18 protein-coding genes are annotated in these 21,042 nt (G+C 69.0%); 13 read left to right on the top strand and 5 right to left on the bottom strand.

What is annotated here, in order from left to right:
* Positions 1 to 196: 196 nt before the first annotated feature.
* On the bottom strand, positions 197 to 1,471 hold the full coding sequence (locus tag ACN20J_RS21310; RefSeq protein WP_419666527.1) for an RNA-guided endonuclease InsQ/TnpB family protein: 1,275 nt from the start codon (positions 1,469 to 1,471) through the stop codon (positions 197 to 199).
* A 212-nt stretch (positions 1,472 to 1,683) separates the two neighbouring features.
* Here ACN20J_RS21310 and ACN20J_RS21305 point away from each other — a divergent pair, with 212 nt between their 5' ends.
* The 4 genes from ACN20J_RS21305 (at position 1,684) to ACN20J_RS21290 (ending at position 7,190) form a co-directional block, all read left to right on the top strand.
* A complete protein-coding gene (locus tag ACN20J_RS21305) occupies positions 1,684 to 4,689 on the top strand; it encodes a bacterial transcriptional activator domain-containing protein (protein ID WP_189844585.1) in 3,006 nt (1,001 codons plus the stop codon).
* Complete coding sequence (locus ACN20J_RS21300) at positions 4,686 to 5,429, top strand: prepilin peptidase (protein WP_189844584.1); 744 nt, start codon at positions 4,686 to 4,688, stop codon at positions 5,427 to 5,429. The genes ACN20J_RS21305 and ACN20J_RS21300 overlap by 4 nt, the downstream gene beginning before the upstream one ends.
* 94 nt (positions 5,430 to 5,523) lie before the next feature.
* Positions 5,524 to 6,723 (top strand): cyclic dehypoxanthinyl futalosine synthase, encoded by a 1,200-nt coding sequence (gene mqnC / locus ACN20J_RS21295; RefSeq protein WP_190231035.1) that lies wholly within the window; start codon positions 5,524 to 5,526, stop codon positions 6,721 to 6,723.
* Positions 6,724 to 6,740: 17 nt separating this feature from the next.
* Positions 6,741 to 7,190: an imidazolonepropionase-like domain-containing protein gene (locus tag ACN20J_RS21290; protein WP_189844582.1), complete on the top strand. Its 450-nt coding sequence runs from the start codon at positions 6,741 to 6,743 to the stop codon at positions 7,188 to 7,190.
* Positions 7,191 to 7,347: 157 nt separating this feature from the next.
* Here the strand turns inward: ACN20J_RS21290 and ACN20J_RS21285 are convergent, their stop codons facing one another.
* Positions 7,348 to 8,391, bottom strand: a complete 1,044-nt coding sequence (locus tag ACN20J_RS21285) for a chitinase (RefSeq protein ID WP_419666526.1) — start codon at positions 8,389 to 8,391, stop codon at positions 7,348 to 7,350.
* 176 nt (positions 8,392 to 8,567) lie between these two features.
* On the opposite strand from ACN20J_RS21285, the gene ACN20J_RS21280 reads away from it, so the two are divergent.
* From ACN20J_RS21280 to ACN20J_RS21265, 4 genes are all read left to right on the top strand, one after another.
* Positions 8,568 to 9,038 carry a hypothetical protein gene (locus tag ACN20J_RS21280; RefSeq protein WP_190231038.1) on the top strand — a complete coding sequence of 157 codons (471 nt, stop codon included), beginning with the start codon at positions 8,568 to 8,570 and terminating at the stop codon, positions 9,036 to 9,038.
* A 19-nt stretch (positions 9,039 to 9,057) separates the two neighbouring features.
* On the top strand, positions 9,058 to 11,430 hold the full coding sequence (locus tag ACN20J_RS21275; protein ID WP_419666525.1) for a bifunctional polysaccharide deacetylase/glycosyltransferase family 2 protein: 2,373 nt from the start codon (positions 9,058 to 9,060) through the stop codon (positions 11,428 to 11,430).
* Complete coding sequence (locus ACN20J_RS21270; protein WP_419666524.1) at positions 11,430 to 12,854, top strand: acyltransferase family protein; 1,425 nt, start codon at positions 11,430 to 11,432, stop codon at positions 12,852 to 12,854. Before ACN20J_RS21275 ends, ACN20J_RS21270 begins: the two co-directional genes overlap by 1 nt.
* Before the next feature lie 90 nt (positions 12,855 to 12,944).
* Positions 12,945 to 13,643: a demethylmenaquinone methyltransferase gene (locus ACN20J_RS21265; RefSeq protein WP_190231041.1), complete on the top strand. Its 699-nt coding sequence runs from the start codon at positions 12,945 to 12,947 to the stop codon at positions 13,641 to 13,643.
* Between the two features lie 82 nt (positions 13,644 to 13,725).
* Here ACN20J_RS21265 and ACN20J_RS21260 read toward each other — a convergent pair whose 3' ends face one another.
* A complete protein-coding gene (locus tag ACN20J_RS21260) occupies positions 13,726 to 14,064 on the bottom strand; it encodes a PASTA domain-containing protein (RefSeq protein ID WP_189844576.1) in 339 nt (112 codons plus the stop codon).
* Between the two features lie 168 nt (positions 14,065 to 14,232).
* Entirely contained in the window at positions 14,233 to 14,739 is a 507-nt protein-coding gene (locus tag ACN20J_RS21255; RefSeq protein WP_189844575.1) for a GNAT family N-acetyltransferase, read from the bottom strand.
* A gap of 129 nt (positions 14,740 to 14,868) precedes the next feature.
* On the opposite strand from ACN20J_RS21255, the gene ACN20J_RS21250 reads away from it, so the two are divergent.
* Positions 14,869 to 16,173 (top strand): geranylgeranyl reductase family protein, encoded by a 1,305-nt coding sequence (locus tag ACN20J_RS21250; RefSeq protein ID WP_190231042.1) that lies wholly within the window; start codon positions 14,869 to 14,871, stop codon positions 16,171 to 16,173.
* 193 nt (positions 16,174 to 16,366) lie between these two features.
* On the opposite strand, the gene ACN20J_RS21245 is transcribed toward ACN20J_RS21250, so the two are convergent.
* The gene (locus ACN20J_RS21245; protein WP_189844573.1) at positions 16,367 to 17,197 is read right to left on the bottom strand and encodes a C40 family peptidase; all 831 of its coding nucleotides are present in this window, start codon (positions 17,195 to 17,197) and stop codon (positions 16,367 to 16,369) included.
* A gap of 777 nt (positions 17,198 to 17,974) precedes the next feature.
* Between ACN20J_RS21245 and ACN20J_RS21240 the strand changes: the two genes are divergently transcribed.
* The 4 genes from ACN20J_RS21240 to ACN20J_RS21225 all read left to right on the top strand — a co-directional run bounded on the left by ACN20J_RS21240 (position 17,975) and on the right by ACN20J_RS21225 (position 21,020).
* Positions 17,975 to 18,334 carry an NADH-quinone oxidoreductase subunit A gene (locus tag ACN20J_RS21240; RefSeq protein ID WP_033319564.1) on the top strand — a complete coding sequence of 120 codons (360 nt, stop codon included), beginning with the start codon at positions 17,975 to 17,977 and terminating at the stop codon, positions 18,332 to 18,334.
* A 66-nt stretch (positions 18,335 to 18,400) separates the two neighbouring features.
* Positions 18,401 to 18,955 (top strand): NuoB/complex I 20 kDa subunit family protein, encoded by a 555-nt coding sequence (locus tag ACN20J_RS21235; protein WP_018528252.1) that lies wholly within the window; start codon positions 18,401 to 18,403, stop codon positions 18,953 to 18,955.
* The gene (locus ACN20J_RS21230) at positions 18,952 to 19,692 is read left to right on the top strand and encodes an NADH-quinone oxidoreductase subunit C (RefSeq protein WP_189844572.1); all 741 of its coding nucleotides are present in this window, start codon (positions 18,952 to 18,954) and stop codon (positions 19,690 to 19,692) included. The genes ACN20J_RS21235 and ACN20J_RS21230 overlap by 4 nt, the downstream gene beginning before the upstream one ends.
* Positions 19,689 to 21,020 carry an NADH-quinone oxidoreductase subunit D gene (locus ACN20J_RS21225; protein ID WP_189844571.1) on the top strand — a complete coding sequence of 444 codons (1,332 nt, stop codon included), beginning with the start codon at positions 19,689 to 19,691 and terminating at the stop codon, positions 21,018 to 21,020. Before ACN20J_RS21230 ends, ACN20J_RS21225 begins: the two co-directional genes overlap by 4 nt.
* Positions 21,021 to 21,042 lie beyond the last annotated feature (22 nt).

Below are 21,042 nucleotides of genomic sequence, written 5' to 3'. Positions count from 1 at the left end.
AGAGAAGCTGGGCGTCAATGGGGGATTGTGTGGTGGTCGCGAGGTTTGTGACATGACGGTTGCGAACGCGTCGACCCGCTTCGCAACCGAGACGAGTGGCATCGCCACGAGTGATCGTGCGGTGTTGCCGTTGCCCTCAATAAGATCTAATTGACGATGCTCTTCGGCTGGAGCCGGAGATTCCCGTCGGCGTGCATCAGGTTGCCGATTGGGCTTCACGCATGCGCCTTCGGCCCGGGGCCGGGACTCGCACCTTTCCGGTGCTGCGCGTGCTGTTGTTGTCCGAGCCACCCGCCCGGCGGGCTCGGGCCTCGATCTCGACCGAGGCATTGTGGTCGGCGTCGTCCTCGTGCCGGCAGTGGGTACAGACGAACAGCCGGCCGCACCCCTTGCGGGACGCGGGGTCGACCTTGCCGCAGGCGGCGCAGGTCTGGGAGGTGTGGAACGCAGGAACGGCAATCAGCTCAGAACCGTACAAGCGGCACTTGTACTCCAGTTGACGACGGCGTTCTGCAGGGCAGTTGTCCAGGATGGCGCGGTTGAGCCCGGCCTTTTGGGAGACGCTTCGGCCGGGTCGTTCCGGCGTGCCTCTGGCGCTGGAGGTCATCTGAGTCACACGAAGGTCCTCAACGCCGACGAAGCCGTGGCTTTTGGCGAGATCGGTGGTGAGTTTGTGTGTGAAGTCCCTGCGGCGGTTCGTTTCGCGTGTCCTCAGCCGGTCAATGGACGCGAGCGTGGCACGCAGCCGCCGTCTGTACCTGCCTCCTTGGTGTTTCCTGGCGTAGGTGATCTGACGAGCCTTGCGTTGCTCCAGGGCTCCCAGGCGCTGTCGTTCGTGTGAGGTCAGGCCTTCGGGTTTGATGCGGGGCGAGCTCTCGGTGGATACGTAGGCCGAGGCCGCTACCCCGAAGTCCACGCCGCATCCGGGTTTTTCGTTGGGCGCTTGCGGCCTGACGCCTGTTGCCACGCCGAAGGAGATGTGCCAGCCACTTCCATCCCGGTTTACGGTCACGTTGCGGATGGGGCCGCCCAGCGCTCGTGACAGCCGGAAGCGCACCCAGCCCAGTTTGGGCAGACGTACTTCTGCCCAATGCCGGTTGAGTTTGCGTACCTCCACGGTCTGTCCGGGGAGGGAGACCGATAAGCGGTGCGTGCGCTTCTTGCGCTGCGGGAAACGTGCTGGATGATCCGGATTGAAGAAGTTCTCGTACGCTCGGTCCAGATGTCGCAGCACCTGTTGAGCGGCCTGAGCGGGTAGTTCGGCCAGCCACGGCAACTCCGCCCGGGCAATGGTCAGTTGCTTGCACTGCTCGTTGGCCCGCAGGGTGAGCCGGCGTTGAGTCCACAGGTACGCCCGCTGCTCAAGCGCCATGTTCCACAGGGCGCGGCACGTGTGTCCCCAACCGGTCAGGACTCTCTCCTGGCCCTCGCTGGGGTACAGCCGGTAGCGGCGTCCCATGTCGGCCTTCACGCCGTGCACTCTACGGAGTGTGATGAAGGTGTTGCGGGGTGTTTGTGTAGGCCGGGGTCTGTCGTTGTCGGTTCGGCCACTCTGAGGGTGCTGGGTGATCCACTTCATTGCCGCCCTGGTGAAGGGGGGCAGCGCGTCCTTTGGGAACCCCGGTAGGCTCGCTTTACCCCACAACTGTCCCTCCCTCCACACACGACACCAGGACACCCGCCATGGCGCGACGTACCACTTCCAACTCGACGGGAAGCTCGCCGGGTCCGAGGAATCGGACGCCGCAGCCGTTGCCTCGGCGGCGACGTACGTTCGGGGACTTTCTGAAGGCGTTTCTCGCCTTCGTGGCCCTGCTCGTGCTGCTGATCGGGGTGCCCGGGGCGCTGGCCTCGCAGATCGGCTGGCCGCTGCCGAGCGGTTCGCCGAGTCTGGACTGGCTCCAGAAAGAGATCAGCGTCGATACGTTCATCAATACGCTGACCGTCGTCGTCTGGTTCGCCTGGGCCCAGTTCACCGCGTGCGTGCTCGTCGAGGTGAAGGCCGCGCTGTCGGGCGTCGGGCTGCCGAACCGCGTACCCGGCGCCGGTCCGAGCCAGCTGCTCGCGCGGCAGCTCGTCGCGGCGCTGCTGCTCGTCGGCGCGACCGCGGCGAGCTTCACGCCGGGGCTGTCGCAGCTCGGGCAGCAGCTGGAGGGGAACCAGCGGCCGGCCGCCGCGGCAGCGCAGCAGACGCCGGGCGGGCTGCTGGGCCAGCAGCAGGAGCAGGCGGCCTCGACGGCCGCCGCCCTGGCCGAGCAGGCGGCCTCCGCCGCCGCGCACGCCGAGAGCGGGACCGGAGCCCACGCCTCCGACGACGATACGAAGTTCTACCGGATCCAGCCCCCCGAGGGCCGTCACCACGACTCCCTCTGGGAGGTCGCAGAGCGCCACCTCGGCGACGGGCGGCGGTACAAGGAGATCTACCAGCTCAACAAGGACCGTACGCAGCCCGACGGTTCGAAGCTCTCCGAGGCCAGCCTCATCCGGCCCGGCTGGATCATGGAGATGCCCGGCGACGCCCGCGGCGGCGAGCTGGTGGAGATGCCCGACGAGGCCCCGAAGGTCTCGGAGGAAGTTCAGCAGCAGATCTCCGACTACGCCAAGACCGGCGGCGGTGCCGAGGGCGCCGGCGGTCAGCAGGGCGGCTCCGGATCCCTCGACCGTGACACCGCCCACATCAGTCTTCCCGAGCAGCGGCCCGCCCCCGACCAGGGGCACCAGCAGGGTCAGGACGGGCAGCAAGGACAGCAGGGGCAGCAGGGCCAGGAGCACGCCGCCCCCGCCGCCGGGGAGGACGGTGGGTTCGGGCTGCCGCAGGCACTGCTTGGCGCGCCCCTGCTCGCCGCCGGACTCCTCGGCGCCCTCGGCCGGCGTCGCAGGCAGGCCCTGTGGCAGTCCGCCCTCGGTGCCGTCGGCGGCCGTCGCGGCATGGAACCGCCGACGCCCACCGGCGCCGCCGCCGACGCGCAGGACGCGCTGCTGGTGGGGGCCGACCCCGAGGGCGTACGCCTCCTCGACCTCTCCCTGCGCGGGCTCGCCGCCTCGCTCGCGGGTGAGTCCCGGCCGCTGCCGACCGTCTACGCGGCCTGGATGAGCGGCAACGGCGACCTGCACCTCCAACTCGCCCAGCCCGCCGGGAAGCCGCCGGCGCCCTGGCAGCTCGGGCAGGACCAGACGTTCTGGATGCTCGCGCGGGCGGACGCCGAGCGGTACGAGGACGTCGACACGGCCGCCCCCTACCCCGGCCTCGTCAGCCTCGGCACGATGGACGACTCGCGGCTCCTCCTCAACCTGGAGGCCGTGCCCGGCATCGTCTCGCTGAGCGGCCGTGAGCAGGACCGGGCGGGCGTCTTCGCCTCCGTGGCCGCCGAGTTGGCGACGAACGGCTGGTCCGACCGCATGACGATCACCCTCGTCGGCTTCGGCGAGGACCTCACGCCCCTTGCGCCCAACCGGCTCCGCCACCTCGACGACATCGAGGCGCTCGTGGAGACCATGGAGGCGGAGACGCGGCAGCGGCGCGGGGCGCTCGGTGCCGCCGGTCACGACTCCGTGCTGACCGGCCGTACGGGCCCTGCCCAGCACACCCGTTGGGCCCCGCACCTCGTGCTGCTCGCCGCCGAGCCGTCCGCCGAGGACGCCGTCACGCTCGCCGAACTGGCCGCCGACGCAAGCCGGTTGGGCATCGGATACCTCGTCGGTACGCAGTCGGGCGATCTGCCCGGTGCCGCCTGGGAGATGGAGATCACCAGCGAGGGCAAGCTCCTCGCGCCGCTCCTCGGCCTCGAACTCGACGCGCAGCTCCTGCCGGTGTCCCAGCAGCGGGCCGTCGTCGAGCTGTTCACCGATGCCGACCCCGAGCGCGACGACGACCGTCCGACCACCACACCGCCGTTCCTCGTCGACATCAGCGAGCAGGGGCGTCCCGCGGTGTACGCGCGGCTCGTCGGCCCGTACGAGATCATCGGCCTCGAAACGCCGGACGGTGAGCGCAGCCCGTTGCTGCACGAGGCGTTGGCGCTGCTGCTTCTGCACCGTGAGGGTGTGCATCCGCGGGTGTTGTCCTCCGCGCTCTGGCCGCGCGGTGTCACGGACGACGTCCGGGACGCGCTCGTCGAGCGGCTGCGCGCCTGGCTCGGCAACGACCCGGACGGTACGCCGCGGCTCGGCACCGACTCGACCGGGCGGCTCAAGCTCGCCAAGTCCGTCGTGTCCGACCTGGATGTGCTGCGGTCGCTGTACCACGAGGCCACGCAGGGGCGGGGCGCCAACAGCCGTGCCGTGCGCGGGCGACTGCTGACCGATGCGCTGGTGCTGGTGCGGGGGCCGTTGCTCGCGGAGCGGTCGGCCGGGCGGTACGGGTGGCTGACCCACGAGATCATCGACGCCCAACTGCCGTTGCTCGTTGCGGACATCGGGCTCGCCCTGTCCGCGTTCCACCTGGAGAAGGACCGGGCGGAGAAGGCGATCGAGGCGTTGAACGCGGCGCTCGGCTCCGCGCCGGGGGATGAGCGGTTGTGGAACGAGTTGCTTCGGGCCACTCATGCGACCGGGGACAGCGAGCGGTTGAAGAGGCTTGCCTCGGATCTGGTGGCGCGCTCCGGGGCACGCGGCCTGCCGCCCCGGACCGAGGCGTTGCTGGACGAGCTGCTGCCGGCTTGGCGCAGCGGCGTGGCCGCAGTGGGATGAGCGGCTTCCAGTCGATCGACCTGCTGATGATCGGCGGCGCCGCCCTCTGGGGCGGCGTCGTCGGTCTGTTCGTGCCCCGCGCAGCCCACCGCTTCTCCGTCGCCCCCGACGAGCCCTGGCAGACGCGGTGTCCCGAAGGGCATCTCATCGGTGGCTGGGTCGGCCTGGCCCGATGTCGGGAGTGTGGGGGGAGGGCGTACGGGCCCAGCACCCCCCTCGTCGCCCTCGCCACCGCCCTCGTCTGCGGGTTGCTCGCCGCGGCGACCGGGACGCGGCCCGAGCTGGGGGTCTGGCTGTTGGTCGCGCCCCTCGGGGTGCTGCTCGCCGTCGTGGACTTCACCGTGCAGCGGCTACCGGACGTGCTGACGCTGTCGCTCGCGGGAGCCGCCCTGGTCCTGCTCGCGGGAGCAGCCGCCGCGCCCGAGAACGACGGGGACTGGCTGACCGCGCTGTACGGATCCCTCGCCCTCGGCGGCGGCTACTTCGTGCTCTTCCTCATCAACCCCAACGGCATGGGCTTCGGTGACGTGAAGCTGGCGCTGGGGCTCGGGGCCGTCCTCGGCTGGTACGGCTGGGGAGCCCTGCTGCTCGGCACCTTCGCCGGGTTCCTGTTCGGCGGGCTGTACGGGCTGGGCCTCGTGGTCGTCCGCAGGGCCGGGCGCAAGACCTCCATGCCGTTCGGGCCCTTCCTGATCGCGGGCGCCTTCGTGGGCCTGCTCATCGGGGCGTTCGCGGCCTGACATCGAGTGATCACCTGTCCTGACGTCGGGTGATCACCCGGCCTGGCGTACGCTGGATCAGTCCGTCCACACCCCTATGAAAGGGACCGCTCCGGTGACCGAGAAGGCCGACCTCCAGTCCGTCCTCGACCGTGCCGCCGAGGGTGGGCGGATCACCCCGGAAGAGGCGCTCGACCTCTACCGCGACGCCCCGCTGCACGCGCTCGGCGCCGCCGCCGACGCCGTACGCCGCCGTCGGTACGCCGGTACGGAGCACATCGCGACGTACATCATCGAGCGCAACATCAACTACACGAACGTCTGCGTCACGGCGTGCAAGTTCTGCGCGTTCTACGCGCCGCCGAAGGACACCGCCAAGGGCTGGACGCGGGATCTCGAGGACATCCTGCGCCGCTGCGCGGAGACCGTCGAGCTCGGCGGGACGCAGATCATGTTCCAGGGCGGGCACCACCCGGACTTCGGTGTCGAGTACTACGAAGAGCACTTCGCCGCGATCAAGGCCGCCTACCCGCAGCTCGTCATCCACAGCCTGGGGGCGAGCGAGGTCGAGCACATGGCCCGTATCTCCAAGGTCTCCGCCGAGGAGGCGATCCAGCGCATTCACGCCGCCGGGCTCGACTCCTTCGCCGGTGCCGGTGCCGAGCTGCTGCCCGCGCGGCCCCGCAAGGCCATCGCCCCGCTGAAGGAGAGCGGCGAGCGCTGGCTGGAGATCATGGAGGCGGCGCACAACCTGGGCGTCGAGTCCACGTCGACCATGCTCATGGGCACCGGCGAGACCAACGCCGAGCGCATCGAGCACCTGCGGATGATCCGTGACGTACAGGACCGGACGGGCGGCTTCCGGGCCTTCATCCCGTACACGTACCAGCCCGAGAACAACCACCTCAAGGGCCGTACGCAGGCCACGCTCTTCGAGTACCTGCGGATGATCGCCATCGCGCGGCTCTTCATGGACAACATCGCCCACATCCAGGGCAGTTGGCTCACGACCGGCAAGGAGGTCGGCCAGCTGTCGCTGCACTACGGCGCGGACGACCTCGGTTCGATCATGCTGGAGGAGAACGTCGTCTCCTCGGCCGGTGCCAAGCACCGCTCCAACCGTATGGAGATCATCGACCTGATCCGCAAGGCCGGCCGCGTCCCGGCCCAGCGGGCCACGACGTACGAGCACCTCGTCGTCCACGACGACCCGGCGAACGACCCGGTCGACGAGCGGGTCCAGTCCCACATCTCCTCCACGGCGATCGAGGGCGGCACGGCCCACCCGGAGCTGAAGCTCCTCGCCTCCAACTGAGCCCTTACGAGGACCAGTTGGAGACGATCCACACCGCCGACGAGGTACGCGTCGTCTGGGACGGCGGAGAGCCGATCAAGGACGGCGCGGTCGTCGTGGGACGGGACCGGGTGGGGGCCGTCGGGACGTTCGCGGATCTCCGCGAGCGGTTTCCCGACGCACGGGTGCGGCGGTGGCCCGGAGTGCTCGGGCCCGCCCTGGTCCACCGGGGGCCGATTCCGGACGCCCCGACAGCGCGCGAACGCATTCACGCGGTGCTGAAGCTGGGCGCGGTGGTCGTGCTGGAGGAGTACGCCGACTCACCCGAACTCCGGGCCGCCGCCGGGCGGACGGATGTCGTCGTGCTGCCGAGTGCGGCGCCGCCGGCGATTCGGGAGGTGGGGCGGGCCGACCTTGCCGTGTTCGCCCCGGACGGCACGTGTATCGCCACCGTTTGCGCGGGGCGGCTTGTGCATCGGCGTCGGTAGCCTCGTAGCTCCGCTGGTTGGCTGGGTATCGGGTGCGGGTTTGTCGTGGTTGCCCGCGCAGTTCCCCGCGTCCCTAAATGCGGCACCCCTGCTTTTAAGGGGCGCGGGGAACTGTGCGGGCAACCCCTACCCACCCGCACTGGAAAAGTGACCCTACTCACCCGGTGAACGCCTCGGCGAAATCTCCCGCCTCCTGCTCAACGCCACTGCAATTCGTCGCCGCGTCATCGGAATCCGCATCGTCCCCTTCACACGGCTGGTCCCGGAACGTCGACCACATCGACACCCACGCCACCCCCTTCTCCTCCGCGAACGAGCGAACCTGGGCCGCGTCGGACAGGGAGAACGTCTCGTTGTCGACGTCGTTGACGCCGATCATCGAGGTGAGGGCGAGCCCCTTCCAGGCCCCGTCGTCCGACAGCCCGAAGACGTCCTCCAGCTGATCGTGGGCGGCCTCGGCCGACGTCTCCGCGTAGTCGCCCATGTCCTCGTCGTACGAACTGCCGTAGTTCATGGTCATGATGTTGACCGTGGAGACCTGGACGCCCTTGTCGTTGGCGGACTCCAGCAGCGCCAGGCTGTCGTTGTCGAGCCCGGACGGCATCACGGGCAGGGTGAAGGTGACCGCGAGGTCGGAGCGCTCCTTCTGGAGCAGGGCGATCGCCTCGGAGCGCAGTGCGACCGAGTCGGAGTCGGTCAACTGCTTGCCCTCGATATCGAAGTCGGCCTCCGTCGCCCCGGCGGCGTCGAGCGCGGCCCCGTAGGCTTCGGCCAGTTCGGAGGCGGTGTCGCAGGTCGAGGCGAGCTCCTTGCCGGAGGCGCCGCCGAAGGAGACGCGCACCGCGCCACCGGACTCCGTGAGCGCCGATATACGGGACTTGACCGCCGAGTCGCCGATGGCCGTCGTGCCGTTCCACTTCGGTGTGCAGCTGCTGCCGCCCGCGATGACGAAGGCCAGGTTGTACGTGGCCGGGGAGCCGGCCGAGTCGTTGTCGGAGGCGGTGGTGGCGCTGACGTACGGGGCGTACGTGGTGGCCGACGCCGCCGAGGCCGAGGCCGACGGCGACTGCGAGGCCCCCGCCGCCGATGGCTGTGAGGACGACGATGACGACGACTCCGAGTCCGGCTCCGAGGAGCACCCGGCGCAGGTCAGGGCCGCCAGACAGACGAACCCTGCAGTCGGCTTGAGGAAACTCCGCATTGCGTATGCACCGCTCTCTGGTTCACGTCGTGGGCTGAAAACGTCTCACAGGCGACCGCGGTCCACGAAGCCGAGCGGAACTCTCTCAGGGAAACGACAGGATCAGGCATTTCTCATGGCCCACTCACAAGGAAATCAGAGTTTCGGACACATAAAGGCTGCCTAATATCCGGGGAATGCATTCCGAGCCTGCCATCGAATCCCGCGCCGCTGGGCGTGGCCGCCGCCGCAAACGCGGCAACGGGTCCAACGGGTCCGAAGACGGTCCCGTGTTCGTTGACAACTCCGGGCGCAGAGCGAAGCTGCTGCGCCGGATCGGCCTCCTCCTGGGCGTCGTCTGCATCGGGTACGCGGTCGTGCTCGGCATGGCGTTCATGGGCTGGGGCCCCTCACTCTCCCCGTCCTCGCTGCTGCCCTTCGGGGGCGGCGGCCCGGGCAACCAGAACTCCCGGCCCGGCGGCGGTGCCCAGCCGCAGGGCGGCACCGGCAGCCCGCCCGCGCAGCCCACCGGCGTCCCGCCCACGGGCGTCGCCACCGGCGCCCCGCCGGCCGGAGCCGCGCCCACCGCCGCCCCGTCGGCATCCGCGGACCCCGCCTCCGTCTCCGCTCCGTCCGCGTCCGCCTCGGCGGCCGTGGCCGCCAACTGACCGGAACGCACTCACACTCATGGCTACTACGACGCCCTCGCGCGGCCGCAGGCGCGCCCCGTCCCGGATGACCCGGGCCGCGGGCAAGGCCGCGGCGCTGCAGAAACCGCGTGTCATCCTCGCCCTGCTGCTCCTTCTCGCACTCACCAGCGTGATGCTGCTCGACGGCTATCTGCGCGCCGAGGTCGGCGGCGACGAGCGCGTACGCAGCAACGCCAGCTCCAGCAAGGTCCCCGACAAGATCCTCGACGGCGGGCCGATCCTCTCCTTCCGGGGCGGAGAGGCCCAGAGCCAGTCCGTCCCCGAGAAGACCATCGCGCTCACCTTCGACGACGGCCCCAACCCCACCTGGACTCCGCAGATCCTGAAGATCCTTGAGGAGAACGACGTCCCGGGCACGTTCTTCGTGGTCGGCTCGATGGTGTCGCGCTATCCGAGCATCGTGAAGGACCTGGTGAACCAGGGCAACGAGATCGGCATCCACACCTTCACGCACGTCGACCTCTCGTACCAGAGCGACGACCGGATCGCCCGCGAGATGGACCAGACGCAGCTCGCGCTCGCGGGTGCGGCGGGCATCACGACCACGCTGTTCCGTGCCCCGTACTCCTCCGAGGCGGACGCCATCGACAACTACAGCTGGCCCGTCTACAAGAAGCTCGGCGAGGAGGGCTACACCAGCGTCTTCGTCGACACCGACAGCGACGACTGGAAGCGCCCGGGCGTCTCGAAGATCATCAAGTGGGCCACGCCGTCGAAGAACAAGGGCGCGTCCGTCCTCTTCCACGACGCGGGCGGCGAGCGTTCCCAGACGGTCAAGGCCCTCGGGACGTACATCAAGAAGATGAAGGCGAAGGGCTACACCTTCACCACCATCAGCGGCGCGATCCGGCAGACGGAGAGCGCGAACCAGCAGGCCAACGGCCAGACCGGCCAGGCCGCCCAGAACGGTCAGCAGCCCGGCAGTGAGCAGAGTGAGCAGGCGGGCGGTCAGGTGCCCGGCGGCCAGCAGGGCCAGCAGGGTCAACAGCAGGGGCAGAACGGTCAGTTGGGGCAGTCGGGCCAGGCCGGGGGAGTCAACAGCCTCCAGGCCGCCCACCGCACCGCCACCGGCACCACCCTCTACGAAGGCAAGGCCCTCGTCGCGGCCGTCGCCGTCGCCGAGTGGACCGTACCGGGGCTCGCGGCCGGTCTCGCCGTCGTCGGTGTCTCCGTCATGGGCCGCTTCGGGATGATGCTGATCCTTGCCCGCAGGCACTACCGGCAGCGCAACAAACGCCGGTTCAGCTGGGGGCCGACCGTCACGCAGCCCGTCAGCGTGATCGTGCCCGCGTACAACGAGAAGGAGTGCATCGCCAACACCCTTGAGTCGCTGGCGAAGAGCACGCATCCGATCGAGATCATCGTGGTCGACGACGGGTCGACGGACGACACGTCCCAGATCGCGCGCGATGCGGCACGGTCCTTCGGCATGACGAACGTCCGGGTCATCCGCCAGGAGAACGCGGGCAAGCCGGCCGCCCTCAACAACGGTGTCCGCAGCGCGAGTTACGACATCGTCGTGATGATGGACGGTGACACGGTCTTCGAGCCGGACGCCGTGCACCAGCTCGTCCAGCCCTTCGCGGACCCGGAGGTCGGCGCGGTCGCGGGCAACGCCAAGGTCGGCAACCGCAACACGATCATCGGCGCCTGGCAGCACATCGAGTACGTGATGGGCTTCAACCTCGACCGCCGCATGTACGACCTGCTGCGCTGCATGCCCACGATCCCGGGCGCGATCGGCGCGTTCCGCCGGGACGCCGTCCTGGAGGTCGGCGGCATGAGCGAGGACACGCTCGCCGAGGACACCGACATCACCATCGCGATGCACCGCGGTGGCTGGCGGGTCGTCTACCAGGAGCACGCCAGGGCCTGGACGGAGGCGCCCGCCTCGCTCAAGCAGCTGTGGTCCCAGCGCTACCGCTGGTCGTACGGGACGATGCAGGCGCTGTGGAAGCACCGCAAGTCCCTTACGGACAAGGGACCTTCGGGCCGCTTCGGCCGGGTCGGTATGCCGCTGGTCGTCATCTTCCAGATCGTCACGCCGGTCTTCGCCCCGCTGATCGACGTGTTCACCGCCTACTCGATGATCTTCATCGACTTCAAGGCGGCCCTGCTCGCCTGGCTGGCCGTCCTGGGTCTCCAACTCGTCTGCGCGGCCTACGCGTTCCGGCTGGACCGGGAGAAGTACCGCTACCTGCTGATGATGCCGCTGCAGCAGCTCGCGTACCGGCAGATGATGTACCTCGTCCTCATCCACTCCTGCATCACCGCCCTCACCGGCGGCCGTCTGCGCTGGCAGAAGCTGAAGCGCACGGGCGAGGTCGGCACACCGGCGGGGGTCAGCTGATGAGCTGGGGGACGGATCAGCCGGGCTACCCGCAGGAGCAACCACAGGGCTACGGCCATGGGTCCGGATACGGGTCCGGGTGCGGGTCCGGCCAGCAGCAACAGCCGTACGGGCAGCCGCAGTACGGTGGCGAGCCGTACCCCCAGCAGTACGCCGGCAACGACCAGCGGGGGTACGCACCGGAGTACGCCCAGGGGTACGCCCCGGCGGACTACACCGCGTACCCCGTGCCGGAGCAGGCGCCGGGCGACACCGCACAGCTGCCGACGGTGGAACCACCGCCGGTGGAAGGGGAGTTCGCGGCCACCACCGAGGCCGAGGCCGAGCTTCGCGGCCGGGAGCCGGAGCCCGAACCGGCCCAGGCCCAGGCCCCGGACGCGCCGCCGAAGCCCGCCGGCCGCGACCGCTACTTCGACACCCTGCGCGCGGTCGCCCTGGTCCGCGTCGTCACGTACCACACGTTCGGGTGGGCCTGGGCGGGCATGGTCTTCCCCTCCATGGGGATCATGTTCGCGCTGGCCGGCACGCTGATGGCGAAGTCGCTGGAGCGGCCCGCCCTCAAGGTGATCAGGAGCCGGATCCGTCGGCTCCTGCCGCCCTTCTGGTTCTGGGGATTCTTCGTCGTCACCGCGATGCTGATCCACGACTGGATGCCCGGCTGGCAGATCGTCTACTGGATCGTGCCGCTCGGCGACCCGCCGGGCAACGCGTGGGGCGAGCAGGCCTGGGAGATCCTCTGGTACCTGCGGACGTACCTGTGGTTCGTGCTGCTCTCGCCGCTGCTCCTTAGGGTGTTCCGGCTGGCCCCGGTCGCGGTGCTCGTCCTCTCCCTCGCCCCGATCCTGGTCGTCCACTTCCTGTGGGAGCCGCCGGACGACCGCTTCGGGAGCGCGCTCACCGACCTGGCCACGTTCCTCTTCTGCTGGATGCTCGGCTTCGCGCACCGCGACGGTGTCCTGCAACGGCTCAAGCCGTTCGCCGTCGTCGTCCTCTCGCTCGCCGCGATCGGCTACGCCGGCTGGTACGCCTTCACGCACCAGGCCGAGACGGGCTCGTACGACCTCGACGACATCCCGCTGGCGCAGGCCTTCTGGTCGGCGGGGTTCGTGACGCTCCTGATGTACGCGAAGGCGCACTTCCGGATCGACTTCGCCGGGCTGGCCCGCTTCAAGCGCCTCGACCGGATCGTGACGATCTTCAACGCCCGTGCCGTGACCCTCTACCTCTGGCACGAGATCGCACTGATCCTGGCCGTCCCGCTGATCGACCAGTTCTGGAACGTACCGGCCTTCGAGACGTATCTGCCGCTGGAGAGCCAGTGGTTCATGTTCGGCATCGGCTGGATCCTCATCGCCGTGTTCATCCTGCTCTGCGGCTGGGTGGAGGACGTGGCGGCGAAGAAGAAGCCGAGGCTGCTGCCCTGAGTGCCCTTCACGGGTCTCACGGCGGGATTCCGACCGGCGTACGGGCCGGGTGCTGGAGAGTCACCCGGCCCGTACTGCCACAATGGGGGTGTGACCCGCGCATCCCTGAACAAGCAGCCGCACGAAGTCGCCTCGATGTTCGACGACGTGGCGGAACGCTACGACCTGACGAACGACGTGCTGTCGCTCGGCCAGGACCGGGTCTGGCGCAAGGAGGTCGCGAAGGCGGTCGACGCGCGGCCCGCGCAGAAGATCCTCGACCTCGCCGCGGGCACCGCCACCTCCTCGCTGCCCTTCGCTCGCACGGGTGCGTACGTCGTCCCCTGCGACTTCTCCCTCGGGATGCTCCGGGTCGGCAAGAAGAACCACCCCTGGCTGCCGCTCACCGCGGGGGACGCCACGAAGCTGCCGTTCAAGGACGACACCTTCGACGCGGTGACGATCTCCTTCGGCCTGCGGAACGTACAGGACACGGACACCGCGCTGCGCGAGCTGTACCGGGTGACCAGGCCCGGCGGACGCGTCGTCATCTGCGAGTTCTCGCACCCGACCTGGGCGCCCTTCCGCACGGTCTACACCGAGTACCTGATGCGCGCCCTCCCGCCGGTGGCCCGCGCGGTCTCCTCCAACCCCGACGCGTACGTCTACCTCGCCGAGTCCATCCGCGACTGGCCCGACCAGCCGGCCCTCGCCGAACGCCTCACCAAGGCGGGTTGGTCGAAGGTGGCCTGGCGCAACCTGACGGGCGGGGTCGTGGCCCTGCACAGGGGCTACAAGCAGACCCCATAAGCAGGCTCCATAAGCCGCTTCTCCCAGGGGCACGGGGAGCTTTCAGGGGCGCGGGGAACGGCGCAGTCCTTCGCCCCGCCACCTACCGCAGCACGGCAAACGGATCCTCCGGCTCATCGAGCTCCCGGTACAACCCTCCGTGCGGCGGCCCACCCCGCCGAGGCTCCCGCACACCCGCCCCGCCCCCGCCTTCCCCCTCGCCGAAGTCGAACCACACAGTGACGACCGCACCGCGAGCCACCTCGGACCCCGGCAGCGGATACTGGCGTACGACGTAATCGACGACGGTCAGATGGAAGTCGGGCCGGTCCGGCGCGGCGAGCAGCACCCCACGCGCCTCGGCCGTCTCGCGCGCGTCCACGGCCATCAGACCGACGAGCCGCGGTACGCGCACTTCGGGTGTCTTGGGTGTTATGCGCACAGACGTCACCCCCAGCGGTACCGGCAGAGTAAGCCCTGCCGAGCCGTGCCGGAAGGTGTCGGAAAGCCCGGCCGGACGCCCCCGGCAGCCCTCGAAAACCGGACGAGAACCGGGCGCGAGCCGGACGAGAACCGGGCGGGAGCCGGGCGGGCGCCTGGCCGGAAACCGTCAGAGAGCCAACCGGTAGCAGTGCCCCAGCTGGTCCGACGTCTCCGTCGTGAACGTCTCGGCGAGTTCCATGCCGAGGCGTCTGGTCACCGCGATCGAGCGCTCGTTGCGGGAGTTCACCATGGCGACCACGCTGGGCACGCCCGTCGCGCGCACCCTCTCCAGGGTGATCCGCGCGGCCGCGGTGACGTACCCCTTGCCCCAGTGCTTGCGCCCGAGCCGCCAGCCGATCTCGATCTCGCCCTTCGGCCCCCACTCGCGCGGCCACGGCTGCGCGCCGGTGAAGCCGATGACCTGGCCCTCCTCGTCGAGCATGGTCCAGAAGCAGAATCCGTACTCGGCGTCGTGCCGGCGCTGCCGGGCGGTCAACTCCTCGTAGAAGGACAGCTCGGCCGGCTTTCCGCCGTGGAACTCCATCACGTCCGGGTCGGCGAAGACCCGGTGCCAGGCGAACGCGTCCTCGTCGGTCGGGACGCGCAGGTGTACCACGGGGAGAGCTCGGTTCACGGGGCAGCCCTTCAGCCAGGTGATCAGTACCGCTGCATAGACTGCCCATGTCCCGTGCCCCTCAGCACGCGGATTTCGAGACTTCGCACTTCGAGACCTAGAGCCTTCGAGACTTGGGGAGAACCCGCCGTGACCGAGTCCCAGCCCCTCTCCGAACACACCGCCGATGTGATCGTCGTCGGGGCCGGGCCAGCCGGTTCCACCACCGCCTACTACTTGGCCAAGGCCGGACTGGACGTCCTGCTCCTCGAAAAGACCGCGTTCCCGCGGGAGAAGGTGTGCGGTGACGGGCTGACACCGCGCGCCACCAAACAGCTCGTCTCCATGGGCATCGACATCTCGGAGGAGGCGGGCTGGCTCCGGAACAAGGGGCTCCGCATCATCGGCGGCGGCGTCCGCCTCCAGCTGGACTGGCCGGATCTCGCCGCCTACCCCGACTACGGACTCGTACGGAAGCGGGACGACTTCGACGAGCAGCTGGCCCGGCAGGCGCAGAAGGCGGGCGCGCGGCTGCACGAGCGATGCAATGTCGGCGCCCCGATCATCGACGACCGCACGGGCCGGATCACCGGTGTGCACGCGAAGCTCGGCGACGCCGACTCCAAGGAGAAGCGCGAGGTCACCTTCCACGCGCCCCTCGTGGTCGCCGCCGACGGCAACTCGACCCGGCTGTCGCTGGCGATGGGCCTGCACCGCCGCGAGGACCGTCCGATGGGCGTCGCGGTCCGTACGTACTTCACGTCCCCGCGCCACGACGACGACTACCTGGAGTCGTGGCTGGAACTGTGGGACAAGCGCGGCCCGGGCGAGGACCGGCTGCTGCCCGGCTACGGCTGGATCTTCGGCATGGGCGACGGCACGTCCAACGTCGGCCTGGGCGTCCTCAACACCACGTCCTCCTTCAAGGAGCTGGACTGGCGCGAGGTCCTGAAGGCCTGGTGCGCCTCGATGCCCGCGGACTGGGGCTACACCCCGGAGAACATGACGATCCCGATCCGGGGCGCCGCCCTCCCGATGGCCTTCAACCGCCAGCCCCACTACACGAAGGGCCTGTTGCTCGTCGGTGACGCGGGCGGCATGGTGAACCCCTTCAACGGCGAGGGCATCGCGTACGCCATGGAGTCGGGCCAGATCGCCGCCGACGTCATCGTCCAGGCGCACGCCCGTGCGACCCCCGCCCAGCGCGAACTCGCCCTCCAGCGCTACCCGAAGGTCCTCAAGGACACCTACGGTGGCTATTACACGCTGGGCCGCGCCTTCGTGAAGCTCATCGGCAACCCGAAGGTCATGAAGATCGCCACGCAGCGGGGTCTCACGCACCCCATTCTGATGAAGTTCACGCTGAAGATGCTGGCCAACCTGACCGACCCGACGGGCGGCGACGCGATGGACCGCATCATCAACGGCCTCTCCAAGGTGGCCCCGAAGGCGTAACACGCGACCACCGGCCCGGCCTGCCGAACCCGCCCGAACCGGGACGAGGCACGCCGGCCGGTGAGGCGTGGCTACGGGTGGGGCCGCTGAGGCACGGCTGAGGGCCGCTCCCCGTGTTGGGGGAGCGGCCCTTCAATGTGCGTGGCCGAGGCCCGGAGAAGCCCGGTCAGGGGCCGGGAAGGCGTGACCTGGGTCAGAGGACGCGTACCGCGCCGCTCGCCGGGTAGCCCGACAGGTCCTGGATGACGACACCCTTCGAGGGGTTCGCGGCGTCCAGGTACTGGCCGTTACCGATGTAGACGCCCACGTGGTACGCCGAGCCCGCGCCACCCCAGTACAGGATGTCGCCGACCTGGACGTTGGACAGCGAGACCGGGGTGCCGGCCACGGACTGGTCCTGGGAGACGCGCGGCAGATCCACGCCGACCTGCTTGTACGCGGCCTGCACCAGGCTGGAGCAGTCCCACGCGTCCGGGCCGCTGGCGCCCATGACGTAGGCGTCGCCGAGCTGCGCCTTGAGGAAGTTGATGACCGTGCCGACGCTGCCGCTCGCGGGGGCGGGGACGTCGCTGTCGGCCGACGTCGAGGTGAGCGTGGTCCGCGCCGACGACCGGGTGGCACGCTCGGCCGCGGCCTTGCGGGCGTCCTCGGCCTTCTGCTTGGCCTCAGCCTTCTTCTTGGCGTCGGCGAGGTCCGCCTTGGCCTGCTTGGCGGCCTTCGCGGCGGCGGCGTCGCGCTCGGCGCGCAGCTGGTAGTCGGCCGCGGCCTGCTGGGTGACCTCCGCCGACTCGGCGACCTGAGCGGTCATGTCGGCCGTGAGGGTGGGCAGCTCGATGGTCTGGGTCACCGGCTCGGCAGCGTTCGCCGATCCGGCCGCACCGGCCACTGCCAGGGTGCTGAGGACGCCACCGGCAACTCCGGCGCGCATCGCGAGCGCCGAGCTGCTGCGAGGCCGGGGTTTCCGGTGGCTGCGTATGTGAGCGGTGTGGGACATAGGGACAACCGGTATCAGGGGCTCCTCCATACCTTCAAGAAACGTGTGGTGCGCCACAGTTGTTCAATGGGCCGCCCGAATCCCGGGCGTGGCGTTCCTTATTGACGCCGTAACGGGCATTGCGGACACTGCCCGTGAAGCCTGTGATCACGGTCTTTCAGCGTTACGCCCGAATTGCCCGCGACCTACCACTCGTTGGAGCGGTTGGCCAAGCCCGGTTGTTTCCCGGCCGTTACCAATGTGACGCAGGTCACGGAACGGCTGCCTCTGTGGCGGTGTCGCGCGCGTGAGACGGGGGAGCCGTGGAGGTCGGGCCGACGACCCGTTCCGCTCGTGAACGGATGCACGCGCGATGCGCGCACCCGGGTCGTCCACACCGGGCACTCCAACTCCCCCCGAAGTGTGAACGAGTTCCTCTATCAAGCGCCGATGTCCAACACCAATTTGCCTTGGATCTCGCGGCCTTGATAGTGCGCCGAAGCCTGGACCAGCGACGACGGGCGAAAATGTCACCTCTGGTGATCACTCGGACGCTTCTCGTACGAAGATCGGCACTCATCCGACTTCATGATCCTTCGCTGGGTGGTGGAGATCACAAAGACGTTGTCGTACCCCGTGTCGCAGATCACAGACCCGCAGGCATAAGATGCGGGGCAGTTGGGCTTGTGACCTGCTTCACATGTACGCGATCTTCGTGGAGCCGCACGGAGCTCGTGGGCCTCATGAGGTTCATGGGGCATGCGAGGCAGGGAGCGACGCCTGATGCAACCGCCAGCAGTCAATGCCGACTGAGAGGAGCGAGGAGCGGTGAACGCGTATGCGCCCATCCTCGTACTGGGAGCCCTCGGAGCAGGCTTTGCGATCTTCTCCGTGGTCATGGCCACGCTTATCGGTCCAAAGCGATACAACCGGGCCAAGCTCGAAGCCTACGAGTGCGGTATCGAGCCGACCCCCACGCCGGCAGGCGGCGGGCGGTTCCCCATCAAGTACTACCTGACGGCGATGCTCTTCATCATTTTCGATATCGAGATCGTCTTCCTCTATCCCTGGGCCGTCACGTTCGACGCACTCGGGGTTTTCGGGCTCGTGGAGATGCTGCTCTTCGTGCTCACCGTCTTCGTCGCGTACGCGTACGTGTGGCGGCGAGGCGGCCTGGAATGGGACTGAAACCCGCATGGGACTGAACCCCGCAAGGGACTGAGCCCCGTATAGGGGACAGAGGAGCCACTGAGCATGGGACTCGAAGAAAAGCTGCCGAGCGGCTTCCTGCTGACCACCGTCGAGCAGGCCGCGGGATGGGTGCGCAAGTCGTCCGTCTTCCCCGCCACCTTCGGCCTCGCCTGCTGCGCCATCGAGATGATGACGACGGGCGCGGGCCGCTACGACCTGGCGCGCTTCGGCATGGAGGTCTTCCGCGGCTCGCCGCGCCAGGCCGACCTGATGATCGTCGCCGGACGCGTCAGCCAGAAGATGGCGCCGGTCCTGAGGCAGGTCTACGACCAGATGCCGAACCCCAAGTGGGTGATCTCCATGGGGGTTTGCGCCTCGTCGGGCGGCATGTTCAACAACTACGCGATCGTGCAGGGCGTCGACCACATCGTCCCTGTCGACATCTATCTGCCCGGCTGTCCGCCACGGCCCGAGATGCTGATGGACGCGATTCTCAAGCTCCACCAGAAGATCCAGTCCTCGAAGCTCGGCGTGAACGCCGAGGAGGCGGCCCGCGAGGCGGAGGAAGCGGCGCTCAAGGCGCTCCCCACCATCGAGATGAAGGGCCTGCTGCGGTGAGCGACGCTAACGGCAACGGGGTGAACCCCGAGAAGGACCTCGGCGCCTCCAACCTCCCGGGCCAGCGCGGCGACGGCGGTGAGGAGATCCGCGTCCAGCGCGGCATGTTCGGCGCCAACAACGGCGGGGACACCTCCGGCTACGGCGGCCTGGTCCGCTCGATCCGGCTGCCGGGAGCGGCCTCCCGCCCGTACGGCGGCTGGTTCGACGAGGTCGCCGACGAGCTCGAAGGCGCCCTGGAGGAACAGGGTCTCGTCCCCGAGAACGCGATCGAGAAGACGATCGTCGACCGCGACGAGATGACCTTCCACATCGACCGCGAGCACCTGCTCCAGGTCGCCCAGACCCTGCGCGACGACCCGGCCCTGCGCTTCGAGCTCTGCACCGGAGTGAGCGGAGTCCACTACCCGCAGGACAAGGGCCGCGAGCTGCACGCCGTCTACCACCTGCGCTCGATCACCCACAACCGGCTGATCCGTCTGGAGGTCAGCGCCCCGGACAGCGAGCCGCGCATCCCGTCCCTGGTCACGGTCTATCCGACGAACGACTGGCACGAGCGCGAGACGTACGACTTCTTCGGCATCGTCTTCGAGGGCCACCCGGCGCTGACGCGGATCATGATGCCGGACGACTGGCAGGGCTTTCCGCAGCGCAAGGACTATCCCCTCGGCGGCATCCCCGTCGAGTACAAGGGCGCCCAGATCCCGGCTCCGGACCAGCGGAGGTCGTACTCATGAGCACGTCGCACGCATCTGCCGCTTCGGCGCGCGAGACCACCGAGGGCACCGTCTACACGGTCACCGGCGGCGACTGGGACGAGGTCGTCCAGACCGCGGCCAAGGCCGACGACGAGCGCATCGTCGTCAACATGGGCCCCCAGCACCCGTCCACGCACGGCGTGCTCCGGCTCATCCTGGAGATCGACGGCGAGACGGTCACCGAGGCCCGCTGCGGCATCGGTTATCTGCACACCGGCATCGAGAAGAACCTCGAATTCCGTACGTGGACACAGGGCACGACCTTCGTGACGCGCATGGACTACCTGACGTCGTTCTTCAACGAGACCGCGTACTGCCTGGCCGTCGAGAAGCTCCTCGGCATCGAGGACCAGATCCCGGACCGCGCCACGATCATCCGGGTGCTCCTGATGGAGCTGAACCGGCTCTCCTCGCACCTGGTGTGCATCGCCACCGGCGGCATGGAGCTCGGCGCCACCACGATCATGATCTACGGCTTCCGTGACCGTGAGCTCATCCTCGACATCTACGAGCTGATCACCGGCCTGCGCATGAACCACGCGTACATCCGGCCCGGCGGCCTCGCCCAGGACCTGCCCCCGGGTGCGGTGGACCAGATCCGCGAGTTCGTGAAGAAGATGCAGAAGAACCTTCCCGAGTACGACAAGCTCGCCACCGGGAACCCCATCTTCAAGGCCCGTATGCAGGACATCGGCCATCTCGACCTGGCCGGCTGCATGGCCCTCGGCGCCACGGGCCCGATCCTCCGCTCGGCCGGTCTGCCGCACGACCTGCGCAAGGCGCAGCCGTACTGCGGCTACGAGACGTACGACTTCGACGTCCCGACCACCGACACCTGCGACGCGTACGGGCGCTTCCTGATCCGTCTCGAGGAGATGCGCCAGTCGCTGCGGATCGTCGAGCAGTGCCTGGACCGGCTGCAGCCCGGCCCGGTCATGGTCACCGACAAGAAGATCGCCTGGCCCGCCCAGCTCGCGCTCGGCCCCGACGGACTCGGCAACTCGCTCGACCACATCAAGCAGATCATGGGCACCTCCATGGAGGCCCTGATCCACCACTTCAAGCTGGTGACCGAGGGGTTCCGCGTGCCGCCGGGACAGGCGTACGCGGCCGTCGAGTCGCCCAAGGGCGAACTCGGGGTGCACGCCGTTTCCGACGGAGGCACCCGCCCCTACCGGGTCCACTACCGGGACCCGTCCTTCACCAATCTGCAGGCCATGGCGGCGATGTGCGAGGGCGGCCAGATCGCCGACGTCATCGTCGCCGTCGCGTCCATCGACCCCGTGATGGGAGGCGTCGACCGGTGACCACGACCCCCGAGGGCGTCAG

Source organism: Streptomyces sp. 2-1 (assembly GCF_048564895.1).
In the GTDB taxonomy this organism is placed as follows: Bacteria; Actinomycetota; Actinomycetes; order Streptomycetales; family Streptomycetaceae; genus Streptomyces; species Streptomyces phaeochromogenes.
Note: the sequence above shows the minus strand (reverse complement) of the source record. Positions and strands in the feature narration are given on the sequence as shown.